1 protein-coding gene is annotated in these 1301 nt (G+C 72.4%); it reads right to left on the bottom strand.

Features of this window, described 5'->3' with window-relative positions:
* Positions 1 to 18 precede the first annotated feature (18 nt).
* Complete coding sequence (locus tag QSK00_RS30275; RefSeq protein WP_352231181.1) at positions 19 to 1092, bottom strand: IS110 family RNA-guided transposase; 1074 nt, start codon at positions 1090 to 1092, stop codon at positions 19 to 21.
* Positions 1093 to 1301 lie beyond the last annotated feature (209 nt).

Below are 1301 nucleotides of genomic sequence, written 5' to 3'. Positions count from 1 at the left end.
CCGCGAGCTGCTCCTATGTCAAGCGGCAGCGGGGGTTGGGGTGTGTTCGGTCTGTAGGAGCAGGTTGAACACGACGCGGGCGAGGCGTCGTTTGAGGGCGCGGAGGGCGTCGTTGTGTCGGTCGCCGCGGGCTCGACGCTTGTCGTAGTAGGCCCGTCCGAGGCTCTCGGGTAGCCGGGTCTGGGTCAGCGCGATGCGGTGCAGGGCGGCGTTGAGTTGCCGGTTGCCGCCGCGGGCGAGCCGGTGGCGGTTGGTGCGCCCCGAGGAGGCCGGGATCGGTGCGACCCCGGCGTGCATCGCGAAGCAGGCCTCGGAGCGGAACCGGCCCGGGCGGGCGGTCTCGGCGAGCAGCTTCGCCGCGGAGAGCGGCCCGCAGCCGGGCAACTCGAGCAGCTGCGGGGCCAACACGGCGACCCGCCGGGCGATCTCGCGTTCCAGGGCACGGATGCGGGTCGTCCGGGCGGCGATGTCTGCGACCAACTCGGCGGCCAGCTCACCGACCAGCCCCGGGTGCTCGGCGGGCAGCAGCGCGGCCAGCGCGGTCAGACGGGTGGGCTTGTCCAGCCCCCGGGCCGGGATGCTGCGCTCGAGTTCGGGATCGAGTTCGTGCAGGTGCCAACGCAGCCGGCAGATCATCGCGGTCCGCTCCGCCACCAGGTGCTCACGGTGATCGACCAGCAACTTCAGCTCCCGGCTGGCCGGGGTGTGCTCGGCCAGGGGCAGGTCCGGCTCCCGCAACGCGGCCCGGGCGATCGCGGTCGCATCGATCGGGTCGGACTTCCCGAACTCCCGCGCCGAGGTCCGGGCGCCGGCCATCAGCTTCGGTGGCACCCGCCGCACTCGCTGCCCCGCGGCGAGCAACGCCCGTTCCAGGCGCAGCGACACATGCCGGCAGTCCTCCACCGCCCACTCGATCTCGGGCCCAGCCGCGACCGCGAACTCCTCACCCACACCCTGGACCCACGCCAACAACTCCAGGTGCCCGGCGTTGGTGGCCTGCACCCGACGCTGCGCGCGGCGCACCCCGAGTTGATCGACCACCACCGCGGTGTGGGTGTCCTTGTGGACATCGACTCCGACCATCAGGACCATCGAAGGGTCTCCTGCTCCTAGCCTGCGGGGGACAACAGGCCGGGTCGGTCGGCGGACACACCTCAGTGGGGGCGCTGCCACGCTCCTATCAAGTCACGCCGGCCGGCCTGGCCGCCGGTGCCCGGCACAGCTCGCGCTGGCCCATCAGGGGCAGTCACATGGAGAGCCAGAGCACCGACGACCAGGATCCCGACCACCGCAACAGCGGC

Source organism: Actinomycetospora sp. NBRC 106378 (assembly GCF_030269685.1).
Classification (GTDB): Bacteria; Actinomycetota; Actinomycetes; order Mycobacteriales; family Pseudonocardiaceae; genus Actinomycetospora.
Note: the sequence above shows the minus strand (reverse complement) of the source record. Positions and strands in the feature narration are given on the sequence as shown.

Excerpts from the sequence above, each read along its gene's own strand:
- QSK00_RS30275 (WP_352231181.1), bottom strand. The coding sequence starts at position 1,092 with ATGGTCCTGATGGTCGGAGTCGATGTCCACAAGGACACCCACACCGCG.